This window comes from Brevundimonas sp. Root1279 (assembly GCF_001425945.1).
In the GTDB taxonomy this organism is placed as follows: Bacteria; Pseudomonadota; Alphaproteobacteria; order Caulobacterales; family Caulobacteraceae; genus Brevundimonas.
In genome coordinates, this window is the sequence record NZ_LMEB01000006.1 from 78,578 (window position 1) to 100,595 (window position 22,018).

Below are 22,018 nucleotides of genomic sequence, written 5' to 3' on the forward strand. Positions count from 1 at the left end.
TGCCTCATGCCCATGCCGATCGACGAGCTCCGCGCCCATCTCGCCGAAGCCTTTCCCGACGCTGAGATCGGGATCGACGACCTTGCGGGCGATGGCGACCACTATCGGGCGCGGATCGTGTCGTCGGCCTTCTCCGGCCTGCCGCGGGTTCGCCAGCACCAGCTCGTCTATGCGGCGTTGAAGGGCAAGATGGGCGGCGAACTGCACGCCCTGGCGCTCGAGACCTCGGCCCCCAAGGAAGACTGACGCATGCGCTACCGCCCCTTCGGCCAGGCCGGACAGGCCGTCTCGGCCCTGACCCTCAGCCTCGGTCCGCGGGACATCGCCAAAGGCCCTGAGGCCGGACGCGAGCTGATCTATTCGGCGCTGGAGGCGGGCATCAACTCCTATCGGCTGGAGACCGCCGACCCGGTCCTCGCCGAGGTTCTGGGCCAGGCCCTGCAGCACGTCGAGCGCAAGCTGGTGCAGGTGTCGCTGACCCTCGGCGCCGGCGACGGCCGCCGCGGTTCGGACCGCGACTTCTCGGCCGAGGGCATGACCTCGGCCATCGACCGAGCCCTGCAGATCTCGAACCTCGGCTGGTTCGACCTGGCCCTGCTGCACGAACCGGCGGACCACGAGTTGCCGCAGTCCTCGCTGAATGCGCTCAAGGCCCTGCGCGCCACCGAGCGGGTGCGCCTGCTGGGCGTGTCCGGCGACGGCGACGTCATGGACACCTATGTCTCGACCGGCGCCTTCGACGTGCTGGCGACGCCCTTCCACGTCAATTCGCAGTGGCAGATCCGCTCGCGCCTGCGCGTCGCTCGCGAGAGCGACATGGCCATCTTCGTCTACGACTATTTCCCGGAGAGCCTGGACACGGCCAAGAAGGCCGCCAACGCGCACCAGGAGAAGAAGGGCGGCCTGTTCGGCTTCCTGTCGCCCAAGCCCAAGGCCGGGCCGCTGGACCATGCCGGCACCTTCGCCTTCCTGCACAGCACCAACAACTGGCCGGCCGAGGCCATCTGCCTCGCCTACGCCCTGACCGATCCGGCGGTGTCGAGCGTCCTGATCAACGCCTCGGACATCGAGCGCCTGAACATGCTGGCGATGGTCCCCGATCGCGACATGCCGCCCGGCCTCGCCGCCCAGATCGAGATGGCCCGCGTCGCCGGCGCCAAGGCGGCCTAGAGCGAAATCGGCATTGTTGGACGCAGGCCAACAAGGCTCAGATTTCGCTCCACCTCGATTCTGGATCTATTTCTGCCGCGGGCTCTCCAGCCCCTCATAGGTGGTGACCAGCCGACCCTCGCGGCGCGCCTTCAGGGACCGCGCCAGCTGCTCGGCGGCGATCGTCACCTCGGCCTGGATGTCGGTGTCCTTATCCAAGGCGTCGTGGCTGGTGGCGTAGGGCTCCCAGTAGCCGATGTAGCGGTCCAGTTCGGCATCCGGCCCAGCCGGCGTCAGCTTCATGAATTTCAGCCAGTCCGAGATCGAGCGGCGCACGTTCTCGGCCCCCTCGACGTCGCCGTGCACCACCACCGAGAAGATCCGCCCCTCCAGGTGACGCGGATAGTCCCAGCCCTTGAGCTCCTCTTCCTTGGCTTTCTTCGCATCCTTGCCGTGGGTGAGCGTCGGGTCGGGGTTGCCGCCGTCGGCGCAGACCATCCGGTCCATCATCAGCTTCATCGGCGAGGACACCTGGTACCAGTTGACCGGCGTGACCAGGAACACCCCGTGCGCCTCGACCCACAACGGGTAGATGTCGTTCATCCAGTCATCGACCTGACCCAGGGAATAGTTGGGGTAGCAGCTGCACGGCCAGTGGCAGAGCGGTGCGGCGGTGGAGAAACAGGCCTTGCAGGGGTGGATCGTCCGCCCGAACTCCGAGGCCAGCCGGGACAGGTCCAGCACCGTCGTCTCGACGCCCGCCGCCTGAAGCGTCTGCTCGGCGATGGTGGCCAGCCGGAAGCTCTTGGACATCTCGCCGGGGCAGGTGTGCTCCGACCGCGACGAGCCGTTGACGACCAGGGCCCGCAGCGGGCCTGCGGGGTCCTCGTGGCGCGCCTGGGCCGCCTTCAGCGCCTCGTGGGCGTTGATCCAGTCGATCGACAGGTCGTAGGCCGGGTCGGCGTAACCGGCCCCCGCCTTTCGCGTCACCGGCGACTTGCGCCCCTCCGAATAGCCGTCCCAGGCGATGCCGGCGATCCGCTCAAGCGCGGTCTTCTCGGCCTCGAAGGCCGGGTCGGCGAAGCGGCTCAGGAAGCGGGCGGTGAAGTCCTCGCGGTTCAGCTCCGGAGATGGCATGCCCTTGCGGGGTTCCGGCGTGTCCATGGCGCGTCCTCAGCCCGGCAGGGGCGTCGTCCTAACGTGAGGAAAAGCCCCGCTGTTCCGGCCCCAGACGGCCTCGACCCTGTCAGGCGAAACCCGGGCGCGGCGGTGCGCCGCCCTTGACCCTAGGCCCCCGCGCCCCTAGCTGACGCCCTTCATCGAAAGGCCCTGCCCCGTGACCGACCAAGCCGCCGCCAGCCCCGTCCACGCCTTCATCAGCGACACGATCAAGGGCCACGACGTCGTCCTGTTCATGAAGGGCACGCCGGACGCGCCCCGCTGCGGCTTCTCTTCGCTGGCGGTGCAGATCCTCGACCACGTCGGCGCGTCGTTCGTCGGCGTCGACGTGCTGCAGGATGAAGCCCTGCGTGAGGGCATCAAGACCTTCAGCGACTGGCCGACCATCCCGCAGCTCTACATCAAGGGCGAGTTCGTGGGCGGCTCGGATATCGTGCGCGAGATGTTCAACGCCGGCGAGCTGCAGGCCCTGCTGGCCGAAAAGGGCGTGGCCCTGGGCGAAGTCGACGCCTGATGGCGAGGGCCCAGCTGGAGCCCCGGTCGGACCGCGAGATTTTCGTGCATCCGCTCGAGGTCCGGCCTGAGCACATCGACGAGAACGGCCACGTCAACAATGTGGTCTATGTCGGCTGGCTGCAGGACGCCGGCACGGCCCATTGGAACGCCCGCTTCAGCCCCGAGGACCGCGCCCGCTGGTCCTGGGTCGGGGTCCGGCACGAGATCGACTATTTCCGCCCCCTGATGCCCGACGCGACCGGCGTGAAGGCCCGCACCTGGGTGGGCGAGCCGCAAGGCCCGCGCTTCAACCGCTTCGTCCGCATCGAGGACGCCGACGGCAAGCTGTGCGCCCAGGGCGTCACGGAGTGGGTGCTGGTCGATGCGACGACCATGCGGCCCCATCGCATCCCCGCGGACATGCTGCCCGCCTTCGAGGCCGGCTGAGACCCGAACCCCGCGCCACCGGGCTCGGTCTCAGGGTTTCCCCTGATCCTCGACGGCTCCGCTTGCTGCTAAGCATTCCGGCTTCGTACCGGTGAATTCCGGCGCCGCGCGGGAGGGATCGCATGGTGTCCAGCGAGACCTGGACCGCCGCAGCCGCCTGGGTCGCCGCCGGGCTGACCGCCCTCGTCGCCGGTCCGGACCTGTGGGACCGCATCCATGGGGCCAAGATCGAGGTCAGCCCGCCGCGCCAGGTGCTGCTCTATCGCGACGGCGCCGATGAGAACTCGATCATGTGGGTGGCCCTCGACACCACCATCCTCAACCGCTCGCGTTTCCCCGACACAACCGAAAGCCTGGTGCTGAGGATCAGCGGCGCCCCGCCGGGCAAGGAGGCTGTGTTTCGGGCCGAGTCGACCGTGGAGCCGATCTTCTCCACCACGGACGACGATGTCGTCGCCTGCCCGGAAATGACCCGATGTATTCGCAAGAAACAGATGACAATCGGAGAGGAACGCGCGGACGGGATTAACATTTCGGGCGGAAACGCCCTGTCGCTCTACATCAGCTTCCCCCTGTCCATGGGGAATTGCATCTCGGAGACATCGGCCTGCGAAGCCTATGCCGATTTCAATAGTGCGTCTGGGATACTTGAGCCCAACCCTGATCTTCGATTTACGGTCGAGCTTTCCATGGCCGAAGACGGCCGCAAGTACGTGACCTGCGCCCTGTCGAACGAGACGCGGCAGGCTTGGGCCTACATCATCAAGCGAACAGGAGAGAACGGATGGGCGACCGGAAACTGCATCTGATGGCCGTGGCCGCGCCGCTTACGGCCGCGCTCTGCCTGACGGCCTGCACCCAACAGGAGGCCAAGACGCCTGCGCCCGACGAGACGACCGCAGAGACGCCGCCGCCGACTGAACTCAAGCCGCCCCAGGAAACCCCGCCTACGCCCCCGGGACAGGACCGGGAGCCGCCGAAACCGACCGACGACGAGGTGCTCCCGTCGTCGCCCCCGCCGCCGCCACCCCCGCCGCCGCTGCCCACCTGTCCGGGCGACCCTCGCTGTGAAGGCAAGGTCGTTACGCGCTGAACGAAGCCCGACAGGGCATGGACCGCGGCGTCGCTTCGAAAGGAACGGAGAAACGCCATGAGCAAGTCGAAGAACGTGACGACGCTCGTCTATGCCCTGTCGATCATCGCTGTGGTCGCCAGCCTGTCGGCCTGCCGCGATCCGGCCAGGAAGAAGCTGCCCGTCTGTCCGGGCGATCCACGCTGCGAGCAGTTGTTGTAGCGAGCCTGCGCTCAGCCGCGCGGCATCTGGTAGGGATTCTCTACCGAGACCCGCGCGCCGGGCTCCAGGCCCATCTCCTGGAAGGTCCAGCGCATCTCGACGCCCTCAGGCTTCGGATCGCGGCACAGATCTTCCTTGATGCGGCGCAGGCTGATCACCGCGCCGTCGCCGCCCCGGCGGATGATCGGGGTTAGATCGGCCTTCGCGGTGCAGCCGTTCGAACTGACCCAGAAGACGGCCTCGTTCTGGGCGATGGCCGCCGCATGCACGGGCTCGATCTGGCCCGGCAGGTCGCCGGCCGAGGGTTCTTCGACCTTGGTCAGCTGGTTCAGCTGAGCCAGGACGGGTTGGGTGGTCTGTTGAACCCAAGCGCAGCCGGATGCGGTGACGGCGAACGCGAGGATCGCGCCGAGCTTGGCGAACCGTCTCATCTCCTGCCTCCCGCAGCCGGATTCTGAACTATGGCCAGATTGCGCCTGTTCCCGTGACATTGAAAGCCCACCGTTCGGCTTAGTCCCCCGTCCGAAGACGGATCATCCCCAGCATTCGCCGCAAATAGAAAGGCCCCGGATTGCTCCGGGGCCTTTCCAGATACTCTACCGCTTTGAAAAGCGGGGCGAAACCGGCTTACGACGAGTAGTATTCGACGACCAGGTTCGGCTCCATCTTCACCGGGAACGGCACGTCGGCCAGTTCCGGCACGCGGACGTAGCGGACCGTGAAGCCGCGGTCGCCCAGCTCGAGGTAGTCCGGCACGTCACGTTCCGACGACTGCTGGGCTTCGAGCACCAGCGCCATGGCGCGCGACTTTTCCTTGACCTCGATGACCTGGCCCGGCTTCACGCGGTACGAACCGATGTCGACCTTCTTGCCGTCGACGGTCACGTGGCCGTGGCTGACGAACTGGCGAGCGGCCCAGACGGTCGGGACGAATTTGGCGCGGTAGACGATGGCGTCCAGGCGCGATTCCAGCAGGCCGATCAGGTTCTCCGAGCTGTTGCCCTTGCGACGGGTCGCTTCGGCGTAGGTCGCGGCGAACTGCTTCTCGGTGATGTTGCCGTAGTAGCCCTTCAGCTTCTGCTTGGCCTTCAGCTGCAGGCCGAAGTCCGAGACTTTCGACTTGCGGCGCTGACCGTGCTGGCCGGGGCCGTACGAGCGCTTGTTAACCGGGGACTTCGAGCGGCCCCACAGGTTTTCACCCATGGCGCGGTCGATCTTGTACTTGGCGCTGTGGCGCTTGGACATAAGTCACTCTCTATGCTGATGCGGCCCGGCATCCCCGTTAGTGGGAATGCGATCTCAACGGCGGTCCACGCATCGTCCGTCATAGGACGCGCCCCGAGCCGAGGCCTGGGACGTGAAGGCGGCGCTTATGCCCATGGAGCGGGCACGAGTCAACGCCGGCGGCGCTGTCAGGCCGCCTCGCTCTCCAGCATCCCGGCCGGAATGATCAGAACGTCGGCCCCGGCCGCCGCCTGGGTGTCGCGACCCGGCCGACCCAGCAGATAGCCCTGGGCCTCGTTGCAGCCCTGCTCGCGCAGGAAGGCCAGTTGGCCGCTGGTCTCCACGCCCTCGGCCAGGACCGGGATGTCCAGGCTCTCGCCCAGGGCCAGCACGGCGCGGATGATGGCGCGCGACTGCGGGCTGGCGTCGACCTCGGACATGAACGACCGGTCCAGCTTGATCTTGTCGAACGGGAAGGCGCGCAGGGTCGACAGCGACGAATAGCCGGTGCCGAAGTCGTCCATGGCGATCGACACGCCCAGGCCCTTCAGTTGACGCAGCACATGGGTGGTGCGGGTCAGGTCCGAGATCATCGCCGTCTCGGTGATCTCCAGCTCCAGCCGGCTCGGCGACAGTCCGCTCTCCAGCAGCACCTGATGCACGAGGCGCGGCAGGTCGGTGTGCGACAGCTGCACCGGCGACAGGTTGACCGCGATCTTGTGCGGCTCCTTCCAGGCGGCCGCCTCGGCGCAGGCGCGGCGCAGCACCCATTCGCCGATCTGCAGGATCAGGCCGGTTTCCTCGGCGATCGGAATGAAATCGGCCGGCGAGATGAATTTCCCGTCCGCCTGCGGCCAGCGCAGAAGGGCCTCGAAGCCGGTCACCTTGCCGGTCTCCAGCGAGGCCTGCACCTGGTAGTGCAGCTCGAACCGCTCGTGATCCAGCGCCTCGCGCAGGCCCTGGGTGATGCGGCGACGCTCGCGCACCGCCTCGTCCATCGCCCCTTCGTAGAAACAGATGTCGTCGGTCAGCGAGGCCTTGGCCCGGTACATGGCCAGGTCGGCGTCATTGATCAGCACCGAGGGCTCGGTCGCGTCGTCCGGCCAGACGGCGATGCCGATGCTGGCCCCGCACTGCAGCTCGGCGTGCTCGGCCTGCATCGGCGTCAGGGCTGCGGCGCGCAGGCGCTCGGCCGCCTCGAAGGCCTCGATGCGGTCGTCGATCGGCACGATGGCGACGAACTCGTCGCCGCCCAGTCGGGCCACGAACTCGCCCTCGCGCACGGCCTCCTTCATCTGGCCCGCGACGTGGACCAGCACCTGGTCGCCCACGGCGTGGCCGTAGATGTCGTTGATCTCCTTGAACCGGTCCAGGTCCATGGCCAGCAGGGCGAAGCGGCGGCCCGGCTCGGACACCGCCGCCTGACGCTCCAGCTTTTCCAGGAACGAGGCGCGGTTGGGCAGACCGGTCAGGCTGTCGTTGCGGGCCAGGTGGGCGATGCGCCTTTCCTGGGCCAGGCGGGCGCGCAGATCGCGCACGGCGAAGATTCGGGCGTCGCCGGCCACGCCGTCATCGCGCCGCTCGCGGCGCACGGCCACCTCGACCGGGATCACCGTGCCGTCGGCGGCCTTCAGCTCGCTCTGGACCAGGGCGCCGCCGAGCATGTCTTCGGCCTGGTCGACCCAGTCCGACACCCGGCGTCCCACGACGGCGGAAGCCGGAGCTCCGCACAGTTCGGCGAAGGCCGCATTGACGATCAGGACGCCCTCGTCGCCCTCGACCAGCATGCCGTCGACGCTGCCCTCGATCAGCAGGCTCAGGCGCTTCTGGGCGATCTTGCGGGTCTGGTCCTCCAGCGCCTGACTGGCCAGGGCGACGCTGAGGATCAGGAAGGCCACCGAGGCCACCGCCGCCGCCAGCAGGCCGCGGGCGGTCTCGCCCGTCGCGGCGCCGTCCAGCGGCGCCAGGGGCACGACGTCCAGCGCGCCCATGCCGGTGAAGTGCAGGGCGACGATGGTCAGCACCATGGAGCCCGGAACCATGGCCCAGCGCCGGCCCTTCAGGCCACGCCGCGCCAGGTCGAAGGTCAGGGCCCCGCCCGCGGCCGCGGCCAGCACCGAGGCGGCGACATAGGCCGCGTGCCAGCTGATCAGGGCGTCAGCCGTGAAGGCCGCCATGCCGGTGTAGTGCATGGCCGCGGTGGTCAGGCCGAACACGACGCCGCCCGCGACGGCCGCTGCGCGCGTGCGCCGCGTCCCGATTATCAGGGCCGCGCCGACTCCGACCACGGCCACGGCGAGCGAGACCCCGGTCAGGACCGGCGCATAGGTCGTCTCGGCGCCCGGCTGATAGGCCAACATGGCCACGAAGTGGGTGCACCAGATGGTCGCCCCGCCCGAGATGGCGCCCAGGAAGGTCCAGGTCATGCGCGCACCGACGGCGCTGCCGCGCAGCTTCTCGAACAGTCGCAGCGTCACCCACGACCCCAGCACGCAGATCAGCGCAGCCAGGCCGGTGAGGAAGTAGTCGTGCTGGTCGATGAGGCAGGAAAGAATACGCATCGCGGCCTTCGGGGGAGGAAACGGCAGCCTCCTCCCTACACAAAGACCTTGATCTCTCGCCTAACGCTTAGGCTTAACCAGCGTTAACGGAGGACCGGGCTCAGACGCGTCAAGTAAAGCCTCCCCCGCCCCGAGGTGAGACGCGAACATCGTTCAAGGAACCTTCCAGACGCAAGCTCAGGGAGCAGCGTTCTCTATTTCGACAAGCACCACGTCATGCACCCGCATCGGCAAGGTCAGCCGCCCGCGACCGTCAGCGCCGACCGTGATCCGGTGCGTTTCGGGCAGATCCCGGGTCAGACTCTGCAGTTGCGCCAGCTGGGCGGCGTCCAGCGTGCCCGGCGAGCCCATCTCAAGCCAGGCGGTGTAGGCGTCGTTGGCCCTGAAGCCGACCCGCCGCACCGAGACCGCATGCTCGCCCGCCGGCAGCCCGGACAGCGTGATCTCCAGCGGCCCGGCGGCCGGGGCCTCGCGCACCTGGCGGAAGAAGGGCCGGTTGCTTACCGGCTGCTCCGGCAGCTCCCAGCGCCAGGCCAGCACCTGCAGCTTGTCGCCGTCGAGCGCCGCGATGCTCTGGTCGTCGCCGGTGGACAGCTCGCGGTCGCCCAGGCTGTTCAGGTATTTGTAGGCGAACCAGGTCGGCTTCCTCACGCCCTGCGGCGTCATCAGGCCGAAGCCGCCCTCGAACGGCTTGGTCTGCGGCCCCGGCTCCTCGAACAGGTCGCTGAAGGTCCAGTAGCTCATCCCCTGAACCAGACCCTCGCTCTGGCGCAGCTTGGTCAGGATGTAGGAGGCGCCGAGGTAGTCGTCGTGGACCGGGTCGCGCGGGTTGTAGCTGCTGCTCCACTCGGTGAAGAACAGCGGCAGGTCGGGTCGCGTAGAGGCGCCGATCTGCTCACGCACCCTCCGGACGTCGCCGATGATCGAGTCAGGGCTGCGCGACAGCTTGATGTCGCTCTCGCCTTTCTCGTCCAGGAAGCCGCCGTCGACGCCGTAGGTGTGGGTGGTGATGAAGTCGACTGGCAGGTCATTGGCGTCGGCGTAGGCCAGGAACGCCGGCACCCAATCCGCCCCAGCGGTCGATGGCCCGCCGACGCGCAGCGCCGGGTCGATCGCCTTGATGGTCCGGACCGTGCGTCCGTAATATTCGAAATATGCGGCCTGGTCGGCGCCCTCCCAGAAGCCGGCCAGGTTGGGCTCGTTCCAGAACTCGAAATACCAGGTCCGCACCTCCTCGGCGCCGTAGCGGTCGATCAGGTGGCGCACGAAGGCGTCGATCAGGCCTTCCCACTTCTCCGGCTGCGGGTGGGAGGTGTTGCCCTTCCAGTAGAAGATGGTTTGGTCCGAGGTCTTCATCGCATCGGGCGTGAAGCCCAGCTCGATGAAGGGCTTGATGTTCATGCCCAGCAGGCGGTCGTAGAGCCGGTCGATCCTGCTGAAATCGTAGACCGGCCGCCCGTCGACCTCGCGGTAGACGCCCATCTCGTCATGGAAGATGTCGTGGAAGCGGATGTAGCGGAAGCCGAGCTCGTCCTGGACCGTCTCCAGCTGGGCCAGGCTGTCTTCTCGGCTCAGGGTGCCCGGATAGTCCGAACCGACGGACAGTTCGGCCATCCGGTCGCGCGGCGTGGTCGGGCCGGCCAGATCCAGGGCGATGACCCGGCTCTCAGACGGGGAGGCCTGCGCCGTCGCCAGGCCAGGCGTCGCCAGCAACAGCGCCGCCGCCATCCCGCCGATCCACTTAAACGCTCCGCCCATGCCGCATCCCCCTTGGTACAGGCGGAATTTGGTAGCGCTAACATTCGCGCCCGGCAAGCCGCTAGCGGACCTCCAGGACCACCAGCGCCTTGGCCGGCAGGGTGGCGATCAGCACCCCGTCCTCGATCCTCGCGCCCTGGAAAGCGGCGGGGGCGATGGCGTTCGGCGCCTCGAAGGTATTGTGCGCATCCATCCGGCCCGAGGTCAGGACCTGCCCGCTGACCTGGCGTCCGTGTCCGCCGTCCAACCGCAGGCGGATTTCCGCCGGCGCCGACGGATCGAGATTCACCAGCGCGACGTGAACCACGCCGTCGTCGCCGCGCGCGGCGCTGACGTCCACCCGCGAGCCTCCGCCCTCTTCCAACGTCACCGGCAGTACGGCCGCCTGCCGGAACGGCTTGTAGAGCATGAAGGCATGATAGGTCGGTGTCAGCGTCATGCGCGGCCCGTCGGTCAGGATGAGGGCCTGCAGCACATTGACCATCTGCGCCACATTGCTCATCCGCACCCGGTCAGCGTGGCGATGGAAGATGTTGAAATGGACGGCCGCGAGCAGGGCGTCCCGCAGCGAGTTCTGTTGCTTCAGATGGCCCGCCACCGTTCCCGGCGTCGGATCGTACCAAGCGCCCCACTCATCGACCGCCAACCCGACCCGCGCGGTCGGGTCGTACTCATCCATGATCGCGTCGTGCCGCTGGATCATCTCCTCGATGCGGTAGGCCTGCCGGAAAGTCGCGTCCCATTCCGTTTCATCGAAGCCGACAGATGCGCCCTTCCGCGCCCAGTCGCCCGTCGGCAGGGTATAGTAGTGCAGCGACAGGGCATCGAAGTTGTCGCGCCCGTCGCGCATCAGCGTCCGGGTCCAGTCGTAGTCCTCGGCGTTTGGTCCCGCCGCCACCGCGGTCGTGCCCGCCGGCATGACGAAGCCGACGTACTGGCGCATCAGGTCATTGTAATAGCTCGCCCGCATTCGGCCGCCGCAGCCCCAGGGCTCGTTACCCAGGCCGAGGTAGTCGATCTTCCACGGTCGCTCGCGTCCGTTGGCCCGACGCTCCTGCGCCAGGGTCGAGCGCGTGTCTGAGGTGATGTACTCCACCCACTGCGCCGCCTCGGCGGGCGTGCCCGACCCCATGTTGATGCTGAGATAGGTCTTCGCCCCGATCAGTTCGGCGAAGTCGAAGAATTCATGGGTGCCGAAGGCGTTGTCCTCTTCACTGTTGCCCCACCAGCGGTTCAGCGTCACTGGCCGGCCGCCCCTCGGGCCGATCCCGTCGCGCCAGTGATAGGTGTCGGCGTAGCAGCCGCCCGGCCAGCGCACGACCGGAACCTCCAGGGCCTTCAGCGCGGCGACCACGTCATTGCGGAAGCCCCGGGTGTTGGGGATGGCCGAGCCCTCGCCGACCCAGACGCCGCCAGTGATTCCGCTGCCCAGCTGCTCCATGAACTGGCCGTACACATCGGGATTCACCCGCGCGCCCGGCTGATCCAGTCGCACACTGCCGCGCACCTCGGCCATGGCCGGCGAGGCGGCCAGGAGCGCCGCTGCGACAAGTCCCGAAATCAACGTCCGCATCACCGCCCCGCGCTTCCCTGTTAGCGCTATCAGAACAGAAGCGCGGACGGCGGTGAAGATGCTTACGGCGCGACCGCCTCCGGAACCCAGACGAAGCCATCGTCGCGGCGCTGGATCCGGCCGAGGCCCGGGAAGGGGAAATGCACCCCGTAGACGCGCAGATTGTCCGAGGCGGCGCGGTTCAGCAGCCGCTGGCGGGTGACCTTGGCCTCGGTGTTGTCGGCATCCCAGGCGTTGGTCCAGTCGGGGCGTTGCACCGACAGGATCGCGCTGTGCATGGCGTCGCCGAAGTAGAGCAGCCGCTCCGTGCCCGAGACGATCTCATAGCCGGTATGGCCAGGGGTATGGCCGTCCAGCGAGACGGCGGTGATCGACGGGGTCACCTTCGAGCCCGGCGCGAACGGCCGCACCCGGGGCGTCATGGTCCGGATCTTCTCCTCGAACGCGTCGTCGTCGTGCATGGCCGCCCACTCAGGGATGCTGATGCGGATGGCGGCGTTCGGGAAGGCGAGCGTCCCGTCCTTGGCGAACAGGCCCCCGACGTGGTCGCCATGGCCGTGCGAGATCAGGATGTCCGTGACCTGGTCCGGCGTAACGCCCGCCGTGGCCAGCGAGGCCAGCAGACGTCCGTCGGTGCCCATCTCACCGGCGGCGCCGGTGTCGATCAGCACGATCCGGTCGCCGTCGCGGACCAGCAGCGGCTGGATCGACAGGTGGATCGCCTTGTCCGCCACGCCGTTGGCGGTCAGCAGCTGCTCAGCCTCGGCGGTGTTCGCCCACGGGCTCATCTGCGCATTGGTGGCCGGCAGGGCCATGCCGCCGTCGCGCAGGGCGGTCAGTTGCAGCTGCCCCACCTGGAAGGCCTGGACGTCCGTATTGGCGGCGACCGCCGGGGCCGGGGCCGCCGGTTCCGGAGCCTTAGCGGGCGGCTCGGCCGGTTCGGAACAGGCCGCCAGAATCACGGACAGCATCAGGCCGGCGGCGGCGAGGCGGGGGTGAAGGGTCATCGGACGCTCCCTGGAATATGGTCAAGCTAACCTGGGGCGCCGGGCGCCCCGACGCCACCCCCGCCCGGCCGGGATCAGGCCGTGGCGGCCGCGAACAGGGCGTTGGCCTTGTTCCAGTTCACCACCGTCCAGAAGGCCTTGAGGTAGTCGGCGCGGCGATTTTGGTACTTCAGGTAGTAGGCGTGCTCCCAGACGTCAGCCGCCAGGACCACGGCGCCCTTCTCGTCGGCGACGTCCATCAGGGGATTGTCCTGGTTGGGCGTCGAGGTGACCTTCAGCTTGCCGTCCTGGACGATCAGCCAGGCCCAGCCCGACCCGAACTGGCCGGCGCCGGCGGCGTTGAAGTCTTCCTTGAACTTGTCCAGGCCGCCGAGGTCGCGGTCGATGGCCGCGGCCAGTTCCGCCGAGGGCTGACCGGCCTGATCGGCGGGGGCCAGCAGCTCCCAGAACAGGCTGTGGTTCCAGTGCCCGCCGCCGTTGTTGCGCACCGCCTTGGGGGCCTTGGAGATGGTCTTGAACAGCTCCTCCAGCGACTTGCCCTGCAGGCTCGGGTCGGCGTCGACGGCCTTGTTCAGATTGTCGACGTAGGTCTGGTGATGCTTGTCGTGGTGGAAGGTCATCGTCTCCTTGTCGATGGCCGGCTCCAAAGCGTCATAGGCATAGGGCAGCGGAGGCAGGGTGAAGGCCATGGGGAGGGCTCCTTCGACAGGGGTTTGCAACGGCGCCTTATCTAGGCGCCCGCTTGCCGAACCCAAGCCGGATGGGGCCGATTTCGTTCCCGGTCCGCCCCGTGCGGGGCGGGCTCGCCTCTAGTCGCGCTTCGGGGCCACGTGTGACTTGATGCAGTCGCGCACGGCCCGGCGCAGGTCCCCGGTGGCGGACGGCTCGTCGATGCCCTCGGCCTCGAACACGGCGCGCACGGCGGCGTCCAGGCCGCGCTCCAGCGCCGCCTTCACCTTGGTCTCGGCCTTGGGATGCAGGCAGATGCCGACCTGGGTGCACAGGTCGGCGAAGAGGGCGTCGAAATCGGGGGAGGCGTCGGTCATGGTGCCCCTGTACTACGGCAGGACCCCGCTCAGCCAGTGAACGATGTTGAGGCCGAACTGCGCATTGCCCGGCGCGACGTTCATGCCGAAGCGGCGATCGGGCCGGCCATCCTCGGGCGGGAAGCGGATCAGCTGGGCCGACAGCATGCCCGCCTCGCCCAGCACCACCACCCGGCCCTCGCCGTAGTCGAAGGCCAGCCCCTGCGCCGGCAGGGCGGGCTTGGACAGCTCGGCCAGGACGGCGTCCACCGCCTCGCCGGCCTCCAGCCGCTGGGCCACCGCGCCGAGCGTCGGCCCGTCCGGGGTCTCCCGCGCGCCGATGGTGATCGGCAGCAGCACGGCCGCCGCCGGCGGCCCCTCCAGCGACTGGCCGGTGAAGGCGGTCACCTCGGAGACCCGCTCGCCCGCGTCCCGGCCGGCGATGATCGGGTGCGTCCCGAAGGCCTCGGCCGGATAGGTCAGGGTGCTGGTCGGCCGGCCGTCGACGGCGAGGGCGAAGGCGTAGCCCGTGCCCATCTTCACCCCGAACCGCGCCGCCAGCGGTTCGGCGGCGGCTCCAAATGGCGCATGGTCGGCGATCAGCAACAGCTTGCCGCCGCCGCGCACCCAGGCCTCCAGCGCCGCGATCTCGGCTTCATCGAACACCGGCCCGGTCGCCTCCTGCGACGGAAGGCCGGCGTTGGCGACGACAAGAACGTCCACGCCTTCCAGCCCGCCGGCCGCGAAGGCCTTGGTCCCGGCCCGCACGCGGTAACCGTCAGCGCGCAGCAGGGCGGCGAAGGGCGCGTACTGCCCCTCCATGCGGTGGAAATTGCGGTGCGCCTCATCGATCGAGACCACCGGCCCGGCTTCGGCCGCATAGACCGGTCGCGTCACCGTCGGGCGGAAGTCCGGATCGACCATCTGCTGCTGGGCCAGGGCCGGCGCAGCGACGGCTGCGGCCACCCCGATTGCGAGCGCCAGGATCGAATGTTTCATGCCGGTCTCCCTCTCCCGGGGAGACGCTAGCACGGCTTGTTCAAGCCTTCAGCCGCCGCGCGTGGAAGGCCACATGGTCGGCGATGAAGCTGGCCATGAAGAAGTAGGAGTGGTCGTACCCGGGCTGCATGCGCAGGGTCAGCCCCTGCCCCGCCGCCTCGGCCGCAGCCTCCAGCAACTCGGGCTTCAGCTGGTCCGCCAGGAAGGGATCGGCGTCGCCCTGGTCCACCAGGATGTCGTCGTAGCAGCCGGCCCCGACGCCGGTCTCGAGCAGGCGGGCGGCGTCGTGGGCCTCCCACGCCGCCCGGTCATCGCCGAGGTAGGCGGTGAAGGCCTTCTCGCCCCAGGGGCAGCGCGTCGGCGAACTGATCGGGGCGAAGGCCGAGACCGAGCGGAACAGGTGCGGATGGCGCAGCGCCAGGGTCAGAGCCCCATGCCCGCCCATGGAATGGCCCGAGATCGAGCGTGCGCCTGTGGTCGGGAATTCCTTGTCGATCAGCCCGATCAGCTCGCCGACCACATAGCTCTCCATGCGGAAGTGTGGCGTCCACGGCGCCTGGGTCGCGTCGACATAGAAGCCCGCGCCCTGACCGAGGTCATAGGCCGGGTCGTCGGCGACGGGCTTACCTTGCAGGTCGGGCCCGCGCGGCGAGGTGTCGGGCGCGACGATGATCAGCCCGTGCTCGGCCGCGGCGGCGTAGGCCCCCGCCTTGGTGGTGAAATTGTCCTCGGTGCAGGTCAGGCCCGATAGCCAGATCAGCACCGGGAACGGTCCCTCCCCGCCGGGAACGAAGACCGACAGCGTCATCGGCGTGCCGGTGGTCGCGCTGTCGTGGCGCAGGTAGCGCAGGGTTCCGCCGTGGACCTGATGCTGTTTGGTGATCTGCATAAACATTCCGCTCATCCCCGCGAAAGCGGGGACCCAGTTCTGTCCAGCGTGACGCCGGCGCTTCAGGAGTTCGTTCGCGGCAACCTAGACCGACCGATCACCCAAAGCACTGGGTCCCCGCTTTCGCGGGGATGAGCGGGAGAGAACAATCTCAGTTCGCCGGGCGGTGCAGGGCGCAGATCTTGTTGCCGGAGGGGTCGCGGAGATAGGCGAGCACCAGCTTGCCGAACGGGCCTTGGCGCTCGCCGGGCGGGTCCTCGATCGCGCGGCCGCCTGCGGCCACGCCGGCGTCGTGGAAGGCCTGGACGGCTTCGGCGTCGCGCGCGCCGAAGCCGATGGTGCCGCCGTTGGCGCAGCTGGCCGGCGCGCCGTCGATCGGGTTTCCGATGGCGAAGGCCCCGCGGTCCGTGCGCCACCAGTAGCGGCCCTTCGGATCTGGGCCGCTCGCGGGCGCGATGCCCAGCGCCCCCAGCGCCGCGTCATAGAATTTGCGCGACGCCTCGACGTCGTCCGCGCCGACGGTGATGTGGGTGAACATGGGCGGCCTCCCTGCCGTTGAGTCTCAAGTCAGTTTCTTTAGCGAACGCTCACGCCGGTGCAAGCCCCGCGCTCAGGTCACGGTCACGCCGGTCCCTGGATGCCTGCGATAGTGGGCCAACCGGGAGTCCAGCGTGCCGACGTGCAACTCCAGCCGATGGCCGTCCGGGTCGAGGAAGTACAGCGAGGCGCCCTCGCTGCGATCAGCCTTCCAAATCGCGGCCGCCGCGCGCACGCGGGCCGCCAAGGCCTCGAAGGCGCCGGCCTCCACGCTGAACGCGGCGTGGGTGTAGTCCGGATGGGGCTCGCGCCGGGCGGCCTCGTCCAGCGACAAGCACAGCCACAGGCTCCCCGCCTCCAGATAGGCCCCGGTCGCCCAGATCGCCTTGAGTTCGCACCCCAGCAGGTCGCGATAGAAGCCGACCGAACGATCGAGGTCGCTGACGGCGAACGTCAGGTGGTTGAGGCCGATGACCTTCGCCGCCGTCACCCCAGGCGCCCCTAGAACACCACCACGCTGCGGATGCTCTTGCCCTCATGCATTAGGTCGAAGGCCTCGTTGATGCGTTCCAGCGGCAGGGTGTGAGTGATCATCGGGTCGATCTCGATCTTCCCGTCCATGTACCAGTCGACGATCTTCGGCGTGTCGGTGCGGCCGCGCGCCCCGCCGAAGGCCGAGCCGCGCCAGACGCGTCCGGTGACCAGTTGGAACGGCCGGGTGGCGATCTCCTTGCCGGCCTCGGCCACCCCGATGATGATGCTCTCGCCCCAGCCGCGGTGGCAGGCTTCCAGCGCCTGGCGCATGACCACCGTGTTGCCGGTGCAGTCGAAGGTGTAGTCGGCGCCGCCGCCGGTCAGCTCGACCAGGTGGGCGACCACGTCCGAGACGTCTTTCGGATTGACGAAATGGGTCATGCCGAAGCGGCGGCCCCATTCCTCCTTGTCGCCGTTGATGTCGACGCCGACGATCATGTCGGCCCCGACCATCTTCAGTCCCTGGATGACGTTCAGGCCGATGCCGCCCAGGCCGAAGACGACGCAGTTGGCGCCCGGCTCGACCTTGGCCGTGTTGACCACGGCGCCGACGCCCGTGGTCACGCCGCAGCCGACGTAGCAGGCCTTGTCGAAGGGGGCGTCCTTGCGGATCTTGGCCAGGGCGATCTCGGGCAGGACGGTGAAGTTCGAGAAGGTCGAGCAGCCCATGTAGTGGGCGATGGCCTGGCCCTTATAGGAGAAGCGCGAGCTGCCGTCGGGCATCAGCCCCTTGCCCTGCGTCGCCCGGATGGCGGTGCACAGGTTGGTCTTGCGGCTCAGGCAGCTTTTACATTGCCGGCACTCGGGGGTGTACAGCGGGATGACGTGGTCGCCGACCTCGACCGAGGTCACGCCCGGCCCCACCTCGACAACCACGCCCGCGCCCTCGTGGCCGAGGATCGACGGGAAGATGCCTTCCGAGTCCAGACCGTCCAGGGTGTAGGCGTCGGTGTGGCAGATGCCCGTGGCCTTGATCTCGACCAGCACCTCTCCGGCCCGCGGCCCCTCCAGATCGACCTCGACGATCTCCAGCGGACGTTTGGCCTCGAAGGCGACGGCGGCGCGGGTTTTCATGGGAGGGCTCCAAACATCGTTCCCTCTCCCCTTGCGGGAGAGGGTGGCGGACCGGCGCAGCCGGGACGACGGGTGAGGGGTCGCACCAGAGGCGACACCTTTCAACCCCTCATCCGACCCGCTGCGCGGGCCACCTTCTCCCGCAAGGGGAGAAGGGCGTTAGCGGGCCAACACCCTCACATGCCGCCGCTCCAGCCCCTTCACGTCATTCACCCCCATCAGCGCCATCGTCAGCTCGAACTCCTTACGCAACAGCGTGAGGGCCCGGTCGGCGCCCGCCTCACCGCCCGCCGCCAGGCCGTAGAGATAGGGCCGCCCGATCGAGCAGCCGTCCGCGCCCAGCGCCAGCGCCTTGACCACGTCGGAGCCGCGCCGCACGCCGCCGTCGCAGATGATCTCCGGTCCGTCGCCCAGGGCGTCGCGGACGGGGGCGATCTGGTCGACGGGCGCCGGCGCGCTGTCCAACTGGCGCCCGCCGTGGTTGGAGAGCATGACGCCGCTCGCCCCGCTGGCGACGGCGCGGCGCGCGTCCTCGGGCGTCATCACGCCCTTGATCGACAGGGGCCCGCCCCATTCGGCGGCCAGCCACTCCACGTCCTTCCACGTCACCGACCGGTCGAACTGCGACCCGATATAGTCGAACAGGCTCATCGACTGGCCGGCCAGGGCGTCGACGCGGTGGCTGACATTGGCGAGGTCGAACTTCCTCCCGGTCAGCGCCGGCAGGGACCATTCGGGATGCACGGCGAAACTCAGCAGGCTCGACAAGGTCAGGCGCGGCGGCAGGGACAGGCCGTTGCGGTGGTCGCGCTCTCGGTTGCCCGCGACGGGCGTGTCGACCGTCAGGGCCAGGCCGTGCACTCCAGCGGCCTTGCAGCGCTGGATGAACTCGGTGGTGAGTCCGCGGTCCTTGAAGACGTAGATCTGGAAGACGCGCGGCCCGGCGAAGTCGCGGGCCCAGTCCTCGATCCGCGTCGTGCCCATGGTCGACAGGGCGTACGGCAGGCCGTGCCGCGCCGCCGCCCGGGCCACGGCCGTCTCCGCGCCGGGGTGGAACATCCGGGTCAGCCCCGTGGGCGCCAGCATCAGCGGCCAGGCCGCCGGCTGGCCGAACAGCCGCGTCTCCGTGCGGATGGCGGAGACGTCGACCAGGGTGTCCGGCAGAATCTCGTAGCGAGCGAAGGCGCCTGAGTTGTTGGCCAGGGCGATCTCGTCGTCCGCGCCGCCGTCGATGTAGTCGAAGATCGGCCGCGGCAGCCGACGCCCGGCCATCCGCCTCAGGTCGGCGATGTTGAGGGCGCGGTCGAGACGGGGCATGGGCGATCCTGATGTGGCGGCGGCCTTGCCTTTCCGTCGGAAGGCAGGACGATCCAAACATGACCTATAACAGCCTCGTCATCCTCACCGGCGCCGGCATCTCCGCGGAGTCCGGCGTGCCAACCTTTCGTGCCGATGACGGCCTATGGATGGGCCATCGGATCGAGGACGTGGCCACCCCCGAGGCCTATGCCCGCGACCCGGCGCTGGTGCAGGACTTCTACAACAAGCGCCGCCGCCAGCTGGGCGAGGTGCAGCCGAACGCGGCGCACCGCGCCCTGGCTGAACTGGCCGCCCGCTGGAAGGGCGACTTCCTGCTGGTCACCCAGAACGTCGACGACCTGCACGACCGCGCCCATGCCGAGACGCCGCCCGCGACGGGCTTCAGCCTGATCCACATGCACGGCGAACTGCTCAAGGCGCGGTGCACCGCCAGCGGCCGGGTGTGCGACTGGGTCGAGGATCTCGACGTGCGGCACGACAGCCCCTTCCACCCCGACGGCTGGCTGCGCCCGCACATCGTCTGGTTCGGGGAGATGCCGCTGGCCATGCACGTCATCGACGCGGCTCTGGAGCGCTGCGACCTGTTCGTCTCGATCGGCACCTCGGGCGCCGTCTATCCGGCGGCGGGGCTGGTGCAGCAGGCGCGCCGGGCGGGGGCCCGGACGGTGGAGATCAATCTCGAGCCGTCGCAGGGGGCGCGGCAGTTCGACGAGGGGCTGTATGGGCCGGCGACGGAGCGGGTGCCGGAGTTTGTCGAGCGGCTGCTCCAGCGCTGACCCTCTCCCGCTGGGAGAGGGCTTGAGCGCCCGAGAGCGCAGCGATCCGCCGCGCGAAAGGGTGAGGGTCGGGTGGCCGGTCGGCGTAAGCCGCGTCGCTGACGGGAACGGCGGCTCAACCGAGGGGACAAGTCGACCCTCATCCGGCCCTTCGGGCCACCTTCTCCCATCGGGAGAAGGACGAGGCCGCTAGCCCTCGCCGCCCTTCTTCGCCGCCGCCAGCTTGGCCAGCACCCGGCCGCGACCCTTCGCCAGCGCGTGGATCACCCCCCGGAAGGTCGCCACCTCCTGCTCGGAGAATTGGGCGCGGCCCAGCATGACGCGCAGGTTCTGGCTCATCGACGGCTTCTTCTCGGGCGGGTGGAAGAAACCGCCGCCGTCGAGCTCCTTCTCGAGGTGCTCGTACATGCCGACCAACAGTTCGTTCGAGGCCGGCGGGTCCTGCTCGCGGAAGCGCGGCGGCGGGGCGTCGAGGATCAGGGTGCGCCACTCATAGGCGTTGATCGCCACCGCCTGCGCCAGGTTCAGCGAATGGTGCTTCGGGTCGATCGGGATCGTCGTGATGCCCTGGGTCAGGGCAATGTCGGTGGTCTCGAGCCCGGCGCGCTCGCCGCCGAACAGAAGGCCGACGCCCAGGCCCGAGGCGCGGTCGTCATAGAGGATGCGGGCCGACTCGCGCGGGGTGCGCACGGGCATGCGGGTCTCGCGCGGGCGGGCGGTGGTCGAGAAGACGGTGTTCAGATCGGCGACCGCCTCGGCCACGCTGGCGAACACCTTCACCTCGTCCAGCACCCAGTCGGCGCCTGAGGCCGTGGCCCAGGCGCGGTCCTGGGGCCAGCCGTCGCGCGGGCTGACGAGGCGCAGCTCCGACAGGCCGAAATTGGCCATGACCCGCGCCACCGCGCCGATGTTGTCGGCCAGTTGGGGCTTGTCCAAGATTACGACTGGAGGGGATAGTTCACTCAATTCCGCTCATCCCGGCGAAAGCCGGGACCCAGTTCTGTCCAGCTTGACGCCTGCATTTCAGGACTATCGATAGGTCGGCAGTCCAAGAACCGCTCACCCAAAGCACTGGGTCCCGGCTTTCGCCGGGATGAGCGGAAAAGAAAAGGATTAACTCAGTCCTCGCCGTACATGGCCAGCCACGGGTCGGCCGCGCCCGACTCGACCTCGGCGACCTTGACCGCCGGCCAGCCGATCGAGGCGTCGGCCGAGGCGCGCCAGGCCAGGATGTAGAGGTCGCGCAACTCGCTGGCTCCGGCGGCCAGGCGGGCGTTGGTGAAGGCGGCCCCGCGCGGGTCGGCATCCTTAAAGGCGCCGGCCTTCTCAAGCACATAGAAGGGGCGGACCTCGGCCAGGGTGGTCTTCAGATAGGCGGGCACGCGGGCCTTCAGGTCGAAGCCGGTCAGGTTCGGCGCGCTCATGGCCGCCTCGATGGCGTCCAGGCGGGCGACGCGGGCGGTGAAGTCGCCCTCGAAGGCGCCGTGGGTCTGGCGCGAGGTGGTGAAGCCGTCCGGATTGGCCACGTCCCGCGACCAGCCGTTGTAGTGGATCGTCGTATGGTGCGGCTGGGCGCCGTCGCCGACGTAGTGGCCCAGCACGCCCATGTCGCGCAGGATCAGGGCCTCGCGGCGCTGGCGGTCGGTGCGGTACCAGGCGCGCTTGCCCGGATCGAGCTCGCGGGCCTCGGCGGCGTTCAGCACGCGCCAGGTCGCGAAGTCGCGCACCAACTGCTGCCAGCCGTCCATGATGGCGTAGGGCAGATAGCCGGCGTCGTTGACGTCCAGGCCGACGCCGACCAGGGCGGCGTCATACTCGGACTTCAGGTTCGGCAGAGCGTCGATCGACAGACCCTGGGCGTTGATCACCCGGCCACTGTCGTCCAGGTCGATGAAGTGGGCGGTGTCGCGCTCACGGTCGTGCGGTTGGCCGCCGCCCTTCCAGCGGTCCGGCTCGCGGGCCAGTTCGCCGATGTCGGCCACCGCGCCCGGGGTGCGCAGGAAGCCCGGCATCTCTTCCGGCAGGCCGCGGGTGGCGGCGACGCAGATCAGGCGGTGGCCGGTGTTGCCCCAGGCCTGGACAGCGGCGGGAACGGCGACGGCGGCGAGCGCACAGACGGCGGCGGCGGCGAGGGCGAAACGCTTCATGGGCAGCAGGTCCGGACTGAGGTTGGCCCG

Annotated in this window: 24 protein-coding genes and 1 pseudogene; 8 read left to right on the forward strand and 17 right to left on the reverse strand. The window is 68.8% G+C overall.

Annotation, left to right across the window (positions count from 1 at the left end):
* The first annotated feature begins 6 nt into the window (after positions 1 to 6).
* Positions 7 to 246 (forward strand): BolA/IbaG family iron-sulfur metabolism protein, encoded by a 240-nt coding sequence (locus ASC65_RS08390; RefSeq protein ID WP_056451593.1) that lies wholly within the window; start codon positions 7 to 9, stop codon positions 244 to 246.
* Positions 247 to 249: 3 nt separating this feature from the next.
* Complete coding sequence (locus ASC65_RS08395; RefSeq protein ID WP_056451595.1) at positions 250 to 1,170, forward strand: aldo/keto reductase; 921 nt, start codon at positions 250 to 252, stop codon at positions 1,168 to 1,170.
* Between the two features lie 66 nt (positions 1,171 to 1,236).
* On the opposite strand, the gene ASC65_RS08400 is transcribed toward ASC65_RS08395, so the two are convergent.
* A complete protein-coding gene (locus ASC65_RS08400) occupies positions 1,237 to 2,313 on the reverse strand; it encodes a flavodoxin family protein (RefSeq protein WP_056451597.1) in 1,077 nt (358 codons plus the stop codon).
* Positions 2,314 to 2,485: 172 nt separating this feature from the next.
* Between ASC65_RS08400 and grxD the strand changes: the two genes are divergently transcribed.
* From grxD to ASC65_RS17120, 4 genes are all read left to right on the forward strand, one after another.
* Positions 2,486 to 2,842, forward strand: coding sequence for a Grx4 family monothiol glutaredoxin (grxD, locus tag ASC65_RS08405; protein ID WP_056451599.1), 357 nt, complete (start codon positions 2,486 to 2,488; stop codon positions 2,840 to 2,842).
* Positions 2,842 to 3,270 (forward strand): acyl-CoA thioesterase, encoded by a 429-nt coding sequence (locus ASC65_RS08410; protein ID WP_056451600.1) that lies wholly within the window; start codon positions 2,842 to 2,844, stop codon positions 3,268 to 3,270. Before grxD ends, ASC65_RS08410 begins: the two co-directional genes overlap by 1 nt.
* 122 nt (positions 3,271 to 3,392) lie before the next feature.
* Complete coding sequence (locus ASC65_RS08415; RefSeq protein ID WP_056451601.1) at positions 3,393 to 4,079, forward strand: hypothetical protein; 687 nt, start codon at positions 3,393 to 3,395, stop codon at positions 4,077 to 4,079.
* Positions 4,080 to 4,420: 341 nt separating this feature from the next.
* Positions 4,421 to 4,564, forward strand: a complete 144-nt coding sequence (locus tag ASC65_RS17120) for a hypothetical protein (RefSeq protein ID WP_156459598.1) — start codon at positions 4,421 to 4,423, stop codon at positions 4,562 to 4,564.
* Between the two features lie 11 nt (positions 4,565 to 4,575).
* On the opposite strand, the gene ASC65_RS08420 is transcribed toward ASC65_RS17120, so the two are convergent.
* From ASC65_RS08420 to ASC65_RS08480, 13 genes are all read right to left on the reverse strand, one after another.
* Complete coding sequence (locus ASC65_RS08420) at positions 4,576 to 4,995, reverse strand: hypothetical protein (RefSeq protein WP_056451602.1); 420 nt, start codon at positions 4,993 to 4,995, stop codon at positions 4,576 to 4,578.
* Positions 4,996 to 5,191: 196 nt separating this feature from the next.
* The gene (gene rpsD, locus ASC65_RS08425; protein ID WP_056451603.1) at positions 5,192 to 5,809 is read right to left on the reverse strand and encodes a 30S ribosomal protein S4; all 618 of its coding nucleotides are present in this window, start codon (positions 5,807 to 5,809) and stop codon (positions 5,192 to 5,194) included.
* Positions 5,810 to 5,976: 167 nt separating this feature from the next.
* Entirely contained in the window at positions 5,977 to 8,349 is a 2,373-nt protein-coding gene (locus ASC65_RS08430; RefSeq protein WP_082525943.1) for a bifunctional diguanylate cyclase/phosphodiesterase, read from the reverse strand.
* Between the two features lie 177 nt (positions 8,350 to 8,526).
* Positions 8,527 to 10,107, reverse strand: coding sequence for a GH39 family glycosyl hydrolase (locus tag ASC65_RS08435; protein WP_235561446.1), 1,581 nt, complete (start codon positions 10,105 to 10,107; stop codon positions 8,527 to 8,529).
* Positions 10,108 to 10,168: 61 nt separating this feature from the next.
* Positions 10,169 to 11,680 carry an alpha-N-arabinofuranosidase gene (locus ASC65_RS08440; protein ID WP_056451608.1) on the reverse strand — a complete coding sequence of 504 codons (1,512 nt, stop codon included), beginning with the start codon at positions 11,678 to 11,680 and terminating at the stop codon, positions 10,169 to 10,171.
* Positions 11,681 to 11,742: 62 nt separating this feature from the next.
* The gene (locus ASC65_RS08445) at positions 11,743 to 12,687 is read right to left on the reverse strand and encodes an MBL fold metallo-hydrolase (protein WP_056451613.1); all 945 of its coding nucleotides are present in this window, start codon (positions 12,685 to 12,687) and stop codon (positions 11,743 to 11,745) included.
* Between the two features lie 74 nt (positions 12,688 to 12,761).
* A complete protein-coding gene (locus ASC65_RS08450) occupies positions 12,762 to 13,376 on the reverse strand; it encodes a superoxide dismutase (RefSeq protein WP_056451615.1) in 615 nt (204 codons plus the stop codon).
* A gap of 120 nt (positions 13,377 to 13,496) precedes the next feature.
* On the reverse strand, positions 13,497 to 13,733 hold the full coding sequence (locus tag ASC65_RS08455) for a hypothetical protein (protein ID WP_056451616.1): 237 nt from the start codon (positions 13,731 to 13,733) through the stop codon (positions 13,497 to 13,499).
* A gap of 12 nt (positions 13,734 to 13,745) precedes the next feature.
* The gene (locus tag ASC65_RS08460; RefSeq protein ID WP_056451617.1) at positions 13,746 to 14,711 is read right to left on the reverse strand and encodes a DUF4350 domain-containing protein; all 966 of its coding nucleotides are present in this window, start codon (positions 14,709 to 14,711) and stop codon (positions 13,746 to 13,748) included.
* 40 nt (positions 14,712 to 14,751) lie between these two features.
* Positions 14,752 to 15,606 carry an S-formylglutathione hydrolase gene (fghA, locus tag ASC65_RS08465; RefSeq protein ID WP_056451618.1) on the reverse strand — a complete coding sequence of 285 codons (855 nt, stop codon included), beginning with the start codon at positions 15,604 to 15,606 and terminating at the stop codon, positions 14,752 to 14,754.
* Positions 15,607 to 15,751: 145 nt separating this feature from the next.
* Positions 15,752 to 16,138 (reverse strand): VOC family protein, encoded by a 387-nt coding sequence (locus ASC65_RS08470; RefSeq protein ID WP_056451621.1) that lies wholly within the window; start codon positions 16,136 to 16,138, stop codon positions 15,752 to 15,754.
* Between the two features lie 72 nt (positions 16,139 to 16,210).
* Positions 16,211 to 16,609, reverse strand: coding sequence for a VOC family protein (locus ASC65_RS08475; protein ID WP_442854124.1), 399 nt, complete (start codon positions 16,607 to 16,609; stop codon positions 16,211 to 16,213).
* A gap of 29 nt (positions 16,610 to 16,638) precedes the next feature.
* Positions 16,639 to 17,745 (reverse strand): S-(hydroxymethyl)glutathione dehydrogenase/class III alcohol dehydrogenase, encoded by a 1,107-nt coding sequence (locus ASC65_RS08480; protein ID WP_056451623.1) that lies wholly within the window; start codon positions 17,743 to 17,745, stop codon positions 16,639 to 16,641.
* 91 nt (positions 17,746 to 17,836) lie between these two features.
* Here ASC65_RS08480 and ASC65_RS17575 point away from each other — a divergent pair.
* Positions 17,837 to 17,908 (forward strand): annotated as a pseudogene (locus tag ASC65_RS17575) (hypothetical protein); the annotation flags it as partial.
* Here ASC65_RS17575 and ASC65_RS08485 read toward each other — a convergent pair.
* Positions 17,905 to 19,062, reverse strand: a complete 1,158-nt coding sequence (locus tag ASC65_RS08485; protein WP_056451624.1) for an alpha-hydroxy acid oxidase — start codon at positions 19,060 to 19,062, stop codon at positions 17,905 to 17,907. The pseudogene ASC65_RS17575 and the gene ASC65_RS08485 sit on opposite strands and share 4 nt — an antisense overlap.
* Before the next feature lie 59 nt (positions 19,063 to 19,121).
* Here ASC65_RS08485 and cobB point away from each other — a divergent pair, with 59 nt between their 5' ends.
* Positions 19,122 to 19,841: a Sir2 family NAD+-dependent deacetylase gene (gene cobB, locus ASC65_RS08490; protein ID WP_056451626.1), complete on the forward strand. Its 720-nt coding sequence runs from the start codon at positions 19,122 to 19,124 to the stop codon at positions 19,839 to 19,841.
* A 189-nt stretch (positions 19,842 to 20,030) separates the two neighbouring features.
* Here the strand turns inward: cobB and ASC65_RS08495 are convergent, their stop codons facing one another.
* Both ASC65_RS08495 and ASC65_RS08500 read right to left on the reverse strand, forming a co-directional pair.
* A complete protein-coding gene (locus tag ASC65_RS08495) occupies positions 20,031 to 20,807 on the reverse strand; it encodes an RNA methyltransferase (protein ID WP_056451628.1) in 777 nt (258 codons plus the stop codon).
* Positions 20,808 to 20,959: 152 nt separating this feature from the next.
* Complete coding sequence (locus tag ASC65_RS08500) at positions 20,960 to 21,988, reverse strand: hypothetical protein (protein ID WP_056451631.1); 1,029 nt, start codon at positions 21,986 to 21,988, stop codon at positions 20,960 to 20,962.
* Positions 21,989 to 22,018 lie beyond the last annotated feature (30 nt).